Source organism: Micrococcus sp. LASM2_SD2 (assembly GCF_057364565.1).
The window spans coordinates 1-6,190 of the sequence record NZ_JBNFOB010000142.1 but is presented as its reverse complement, the minus strand read 5'-3'; the positions used below and the strand labels follow the sequence as shown (position 1 = coordinate 6,190).

Genomic DNA, 6,190 nt, shown 5'->3' with positions numbered 1-6,190 from the left:
CCAGCGCCGGGCGTCCCGGGGCACCGGCAGTCGGAGCCGCCGCGAGGTCGAAGAACGCATCCTGCTCGGGCCCGCGGCGCACCGGCATCGCGAGCGGGTCCTCCGGGACGTGCACGGGGATCGAGCCGACCGGCGTGTAGGCGAGGCCGGCACCGGCGGCGGTGGCCGCCGTCGTGAGGATGCGCTGGGACAGGGACAGGTCCCAGGCCCGCCGCACGCGGACCCCCTCGGCGAGCCATGCCGCGTACTCCGGGGAGACGGAGGACAGGACCCAGCGGACGTCCCCGGCCGGCAGGCCGAGGTGGGCAGGCAGGTCCCGCACGAGGCCGGCCACGGCGTCGGCGGGGCACACGGCCAGGGGAGTGCCGTCGTCGCCGTCCACGTCCAGGGCCCACCAGGTGCCGGGGGCGCCGGCGGAGGCGGGTGCGGGGCCGAGGACGACGAGCATGCTCCTCATTCTGCCCCGGGCGCAGCCGGTGCGGTCAGACGGTGCCGGGGCGCCCGGTCTGATCGCACCTCGCCCGGACGCGGGGCATCCCGGACCGGAGCGGGGTCGCGACGGCCGGCGGCCTCAGCACGGGCCACGGCCTCCTCGTCGCCGAGGCGCTCCAGGTCCTCGACCTCGTCCTCGGTGTCGCCGGTGAGGCGGTCGCCGGCGATGCGGTCCACGATCAGGGCGATGGCGCCGTCGCCGGTCACGTTGGTGGCCGTGCCGAAGGAGTCGATCGCGATGTAGGTGGCGACCATGAGGGCGACCTGCGGCTCGGTGAAGCCGAGCATCGAGGACAGCAGCCCGGAGGCGGCCACGATCGCGCCGCCGGGGACGCCGGGAGCGGCCACCATGGTGACGCCGAGCATCATGATGAAGCCGGTCATCAGGGGGATGTCCACGGTGCCGCCGGACAGGATGATCACGGCCAAAGAGAAGGACACGATCTTCACGGTGGAGCCGGCCAGGTGAATCGTGGCGCAGAGCGGGATCACGAACGAGGCGATCGGGCGGCGCACGCCGGTCTTGATCGACTGGCGCAGGGTGACCGGGATGGTGGCGGCCGAGGAGGAGGTGCCCAGGGCGGTGGCGTAGGCCGGGAGCATGGTGGCCAGGGCCTTGAACGGGTTCCTCCCCGCCACGGCGCCCGCCACCAGGAACTGGACCAGCAGCAGCACCACGGTGAGGCCGAAGACCAGCAGGATCACGCCGAGGAACGTGGAGATGACCTGGAAGACCTCGCCGGCCTCGGTCATGTTGAGGAAGACGCCGAAGATGTACAGCGGCAGCAGGGGCACGATGATCGCGGAGACGAGCTTCTCGATGATCGCTCGCAGCTCCACGAAGCCGGCGTGCAGGGTGCCCTTGGGCAGCAGGGTCATGCCGACGCCGAGGACGAAGGCCAGCAGCAGGGCGGCCATGACGTCGAACGGCGGGGTCATGGCGATCTCGAAGGCGGGGCCGGTGAGGGCGTCCTCCGGGTTGGCCATCTCGGTGAACGAGCCCGGGGTGAGGATCAGCGGGTAGACCAGCAGGCAGACGGCCAGCGCCATGCCGCCGCCGAAGAGTGTCGAGCCGTAGGCGATGCCGCCGGTGAGGGCGAGCCACTTGCCGGCGCCGCGGCCGAGGTCGCCGATCGCCGGGGCCACGAGCGCCAGGATCAGCACGGGGACGATGAAGCCGAGGAACGCGGAGAAGATCCCATTGAAGGTGGCGAAGACGACCACGAGCCAGTGGGGCGCCACGAGGCCGACCAGGACGCCCAGCACGATGGCGATCAGGACGCGGGGCAGCAGCCCGATGCGATTGAGGAGAGACATGGCGGCCACCCTAGCCTCCTGTGACCCGGAGCACAACAGTTTGTTCAACAACATTCCGTCACCCGTTCCTCATCTGGAGGATGCCTGCACTCGGGCTCGCGTCCGGGCCTGCATCCGACGACGGAGGAGCGACTCTCGAGGAAGGACCCGCCCGAGCTCGACTTCCTGGCCACCCGCTGGCCGGATGTGCTCTTCCGTGCGTTCCAGCACGGCTCGCTGGTGGTGCAGTCGGTGGCTCTCGCCGCCGTCCTCGCCATCGAGCTGGCCGTGTTCGTGACGCGGACGAAGGGGCTCACGCCCGTCGCCAACGCCCTGTCCGCCGTGGGGCTGACGATCCCTTCATTCGCCCTGATCGGCCTGCTCATCCCGCTGGTGGGCATCGGCACCGTCCCTGCCGTCGTGGTGGTCGTCTTCTACGCGGTGCTGCCGATCCTGCGCAACGCCGTCGTCGGGCTGTGCGGCGTGGACGGCCAGACGACCGAGGTCCCCCGGGGCTCGGCATGGGCCCCGCCGCCGTGTTCTGCCGCGTCAGCTTGCCGTTGGCCTGGCCCGTCATCCTCACCGGCATCCGGGTCGCGGCCCAGATGTCCATGGGCGTCGCCGCCATCGCGGCCTACGTCCTCGGCCCCGGTCTGGGCGCCTACATCTTCAGCGGACTGTCCACCGTGGGCGGCGCCAACGCGCTGAACTACGCCCTGGTGGGCACGGTCGGCACCATCCTCGTGGCCCTGCTCGTGGACGCCCTGCTCGTCCTGCTCGGCCGCCTCACCACGTCGAAGGGGATCCACGCATGAGCACCTCCACGCGCACCACGGACACCGGGCGCATCGGCCGTGCAGCGGCCGGACACACCGGGGCGGAGATCCGGCTGGAGGGGCTGACCAAGACCTACCCCGGGCAGCGGGAGCCGGCCGTGGACGGACTCGACCTCGTCGTCCCCGCGGGGGGAGACGGTCGTGTTCGTCGGCCGCTCCGGCTGCGGCAAGACGACCAGCCTGAAGATGATCAACCGCCTGGTGGAGCCCACCGCCGGCCGCATCCTCGTGGACGGCGAAGACATCACCCGGAAGAACCCCACCGAGCTGCGCCGCCACATCGACTACGTGATCCAGGGCGGCGGCATGATGCCGCACATGACGGTCGCCGAGAACATCGGGATCGTCCCCGGGCTGCTCAGGTGGGACCGGCGGCGGACGTCCGCGCGCGTGGACGAGCTGCTGGACATGGTGGGCCTGGACCCGGACGTGTACCGGGACCGCCATCCGCGCGAGCTCTCCGGCGGCCAGCAGCAGCGCGTCGGCGTCGCACGAGGCCTCGCAGCCGACCCTCCGGTGATCATGACCGGTGTGCGCACCGCGCTGGTGCTGCTCGTGGGCGCCGGAGCGTTCGCCACGTTCATCGACGCCGGCGGGCTGGGGCTGCTCATCCAGACCGGCATCGTGCTCTTCCGCTACCCGATCCTCGTCTCCGGTGCGCTCCTGGTCGCCTGCCTCGCCCTGCTCGTGGAGTGGGCGGGACGGCTCGTGGAGCTGCTGGCGTCCCCGAAGGGAGTCGCATGACCGGCCGCCCCCACGCCACCCGCCGCCATCACACTGCGGGCTCGGCACCGCCGGCGACTACGTGCCCTCCGGCAGCCTGTCCGGAGACCTGGCCGGGAGGGACTTCTCGGACGTGGACCTCGCCGTGGGATCGAAGAACTTCTCGGAGTCCGTGATCCTCGGGAAGATGGTCGTCATCCTGATGCAGTCCGGCGGAGCGGACGTGCAGACCTGACCAACATCCCCGGCTCCTCCTCCGCCCGCCAGGCCCTGCTTGAGGGCATCGTGGACGTGCAGTGGGAGTACACCGGCACCGCGTGGATCACCTACATGGGGGGGAGACCGACCCCATCCCGGACGCCCAGGGCCAGTGGGAGGCGGTCCGGGACCGGGACCGCGGCAACGGCCTGGAGTGGCTGCCGCTGGCCGAGCTGGACAACACCTACGCGTTCACCGTCACCGAGGAGAACGCGCAGCGGCTGGGCGTCTCCTCCCTCATAGACGTGAAGGACGTGCCCGAGGCGGAGCAGACCTTCTGCGTGGACGCCGAGTTCGCCTCCCGCAACGACGGCTTCCGCCCCATGCTGGAGGCGTACGACATCCCCGCCGTGCCCGACTCGCTCACGCACATCATGGACATCGGGGCGATCTACCAGGCCGTGGCCGACGGCGAGTGCACGTTCGGCGAGGCCTTCGCCACGGACGGACGCATCCCCGCGCTGGGCTTGCAGGTCCTGGAGGATCCCAAGCCGTTCTTCCCCAGGTACAACGCGGCCGGCGTCGTCCGGCAGGAGACGCTCCAGGAGCACCCGGAGCTCGCGGAGGCCGTCGCCGTCCTCACCGAGCGGCTGGACAACGAGACGATGTCCCGGCTCAACCAGCAGCGGGTGGACGTGGACGGCGAGGAGCCGGCGTACGTGGCCTGGGACTGGCTGGTGGAGGAGGGCCTCGTCGCTGCCGAGTGAGACGGTGCCCGTCTGCCCGTGACGGAGCAGTGCTCGGGATGTCCTCCGCCTGAAAGTCTCCTGGTAGCGTGACCTGCGCGACACTCCGTGTGCCGGGTCCGGGGCGTCGGCCCACGTCGGAGCCCGGTCACGAGTCAAGGGGGGGGTCCCATGGATCTCGAGATGAGTCCGGACGTCATCGGCATGGCCCTGCTGATGCTCGGCATGCTGGCCGCGGTCGGCATGGCCCTGCGCGCGGGGCTGCGGTTCACCCAGAAGCTCTTCCTCCCCGTCTCCCTGATCGCCGGTGTGCTGGCCCTGCTGCTGGGCCCCGAGGTGCTCGGCCGGATCGCCGGCGCCATGGGCATGGAGTCGCTCGAGGCCGGCGGTCTGTTCGGCGAGTCGGTGCTGGAGGTCTGGGGCGCCCTGCCCGGTATCCTGATCTCGGTGGTGTTCGCCACCATGTTCCTGGGCTCGCGCATCCCCTCGCCGAAGTCCGCCGTCCGGCTCCTGGGTCCCCAGCTCTCCCTGGGCTTCACCTTCGCCACCGGCCAGTACGTGATCGGCATCCTCGCCGTGCTCCTGCTCCTGGGCCCGGTGTTCGGCGTCGGCCCGGAGTTCGCGGCGCTGATCGAGATCGGGTTCGAGGGCGGCCACGGCACGGCCGCCGGCCTGCAGGGCCAGTTCGCAGACCTGGGCTTCGAGGGAGGCTACGACCTCGCCCTGACCATGGCCACCGTCGGCCTGGTCTCCGGCATCTTCTGCGGCGTCGTCGCCGTCAACTGGGCGGCCCGCAAGGGCGTCTCCACGTCGCTGGACGCGGGGGAGGAGCTGTCCGAGGACGAGCAGATCGGCTACTACGCCGCCGTGAATGACGAGGACCGGCCGGCCGCCGGGCGCCTGACCTTCCGCGACTCCGCCGTCGAGTCCTTCACCATCCACCTCGGCGTGGTCGGCCTGTCCATCCTGATCGGCTGGCTGGCGCTGGCCGGCCTGCAGTGGGTGGAAAAGATGCTCTGGATCGACACCATCGAGATCCTCGGCCACGTGCCGCTGTTCCCGCTGGCGATGCTCGGCGGCGTGGTGGTGCAGATGCTCCTGGACCGCAGCGAGACCCTCCACGGGCTCGTGGACCGCGGCATGATGGAGCGCATCCAGGGCGTGAGCCTGGACCTGCTGATCATCGCCGCGCTGGCCACGCTGTCCCTGCAGGCGGTGGCGGACAACCTCGCGCCGTTCGCGATCCTCGCCGCCCTCGGCATCGCGTGGAACCTGGTGGTGCTGTTCGTGTTCGCGCCGAAGTTCATCCGCACCTACTGGTTCGAGCGCGGCATCGCGGACTACGGCCAGTCCCAGGGCGTGACCGCCACCGGCCTGCTCCTGCTGCGCATGGCGGACCCGAAGAAGGAGACCCCGGCCTACCAGGGCTTCGGCTACAAGCAGCTCGTGTTCGAGCCGTTCTTCGGCGGCGGCCTGGTGACCGCCCTGGCGGTGCCGTTCCTCCTCCAGGGCGGCCCGTTCCCGATGCTCGCGATCATGGGCACGCTGCTGATCGCCGCGCTCCGGCTCGTCCGCGACGGCCAGGTGGGAGAACATGCCCTCCACGGACACGACGCCCTCGGCCTGTAGCGCGGCGGCACGCTCTGTGAGCGCCGGCCACTGTGCGGCCGTGGCGCCGTTGCGTCCCAGGCCGGTGTCCAGCTTCAGATGCACCCGCGCGGTCCGTCCGACGGCGCGGGCGCCTCCGCGACGGCCTCGAGTCCCAGCCGAGACGCCGAGCGTGACGTCCGCGGCCACGGCGGCGGCGACGTCGTGTGCACGGTGTGCAGCCAGGCGAGGATCTCCCCCTCCACGCCGGCGGCGCGCAGGCCAGGGCGCTCGGAGAGCGTGGGCCACGCC

Annotated in this window: 5 protein-coding genes and 4 pseudogenes; 5 read left to right on the top strand and 4 right to left on the bottom strand. The window is 71.3% G+C overall.

Features of this window, described 5'->3' with window-relative positions; translation table 11 throughout:
* Nucleotides 1-448 (bottom strand): annotated as a pseudogene (locus AC2W7A_RS08300) (bifunctional 3'-5' exonuclease/DNA polymerase); the annotation flags it as partial.
* A 5-nt stretch (nucleotides 449-453) separates the two neighbouring features.
* The gene (locus tag AC2W7A_RS08295) at nucleotides 454-1,809 is read right to left on the bottom strand and encodes a dicarboxylate/amino acid:cation symporter (protein ID WP_485990943.1); all 1,356 of its coding nucleotides are present in this window, start codon (nucleotides 1,807-1,809) and stop codon (nucleotides 454-456) included.
* Nucleotides 1,810-1,917: 108 nt separating this feature from the next.
* Between AC2W7A_RS08295 and AC2W7A_RS08290 the strand changes: the two are divergent.
* From AC2W7A_RS08290 to AC2W7A_RS08270, 5 genes and pseudogenes are all read left to right on the top strand, one after another.
* A pseudogene (locus tag AC2W7A_RS08290) lies at nucleotides 1,918-2,603 on the top strand (ABC transporter permease).
* Nucleotides 2,600-3,149: pseudogene (locus tag AC2W7A_RS08285) on the top strand (ATP-binding cassette domain-containing protein); the annotation flags it as partial. The pseudogenes AC2W7A_RS08290 and AC2W7A_RS08285, both read left to right, overlap by 4 nt.
* Nucleotides 3,150-3,429: 280 nt before the next feature.
* Nucleotides 3,430-3,582, top strand: coding sequence for a hypothetical protein (locus AC2W7A_RS08280; RefSeq protein WP_485990942.1), 153 nt, complete (start codon nucleotides 3,430-3,432; stop codon nucleotides 3,580-3,582).
* Between the two features lie 82 nt (nucleotides 3,583-3,664).
* Nucleotides 3,665-4,312, top strand: coding sequence for a glycine betaine ABC transporter substrate-binding protein (locus tag AC2W7A_RS08275; protein WP_485990941.1), 648 nt, complete (start codon nucleotides 3,665-3,667; stop codon nucleotides 4,310-4,312).
* A 150-nt stretch (nucleotides 4,313-4,462) separates the two neighbouring features.
* The gene (locus AC2W7A_RS08270) at nucleotides 4,463-5,920 is read left to right on the top strand and encodes a sodium/glutamate symporter (RefSeq protein WP_485990940.1); all 1,458 of its coding nucleotides are present in this window, start codon (nucleotides 4,463-4,465) and stop codon (nucleotides 5,918-5,920) included.
* On the opposite strand, the pseudogene AC2W7A_RS08265 reads toward AC2W7A_RS08270, so the two are convergent.
* Together AC2W7A_RS08265 and AC2W7A_RS08260 are read right to left on the bottom strand one after the other, a co-directional pair.
* Nucleotides 5,864-6,088, bottom strand: a pseudogene (locus tag AC2W7A_RS08265) (alanine racemase); the annotation flags it as partial. The gene AC2W7A_RS08270 and the pseudogene AC2W7A_RS08265 overlap by 57 nt on opposite strands.
* Nucleotides 5,995-6,190 (bottom strand): hypothetical protein (locus AC2W7A_RS08260; RefSeq protein ID WP_485990939.1); only part of this gene is annotated, 196 nt, incomplete at its 5' end. The gene AC2W7A_RS08260 and the pseudogene AC2W7A_RS08265, both read right to left, overlap by 94 nt.

Excerpts from the sequence above, each read along its gene's own strand:
- AC2W7A_RS08295 (WP_485990943.1), bottom strand. The coding sequence starts at position 1,809 with ATGTCTCTCCTCAATCGCATCGGGCTGCTGCCCCGCGTCCTGATCGCC.
- AC2W7A_RS08270 (WP_485990940.1), top strand. The coding sequence starts at position 4,463 with ATGGATCTCGAGATGAGTCCGGACGTCATCGGCATGGCCCTGCTGATG.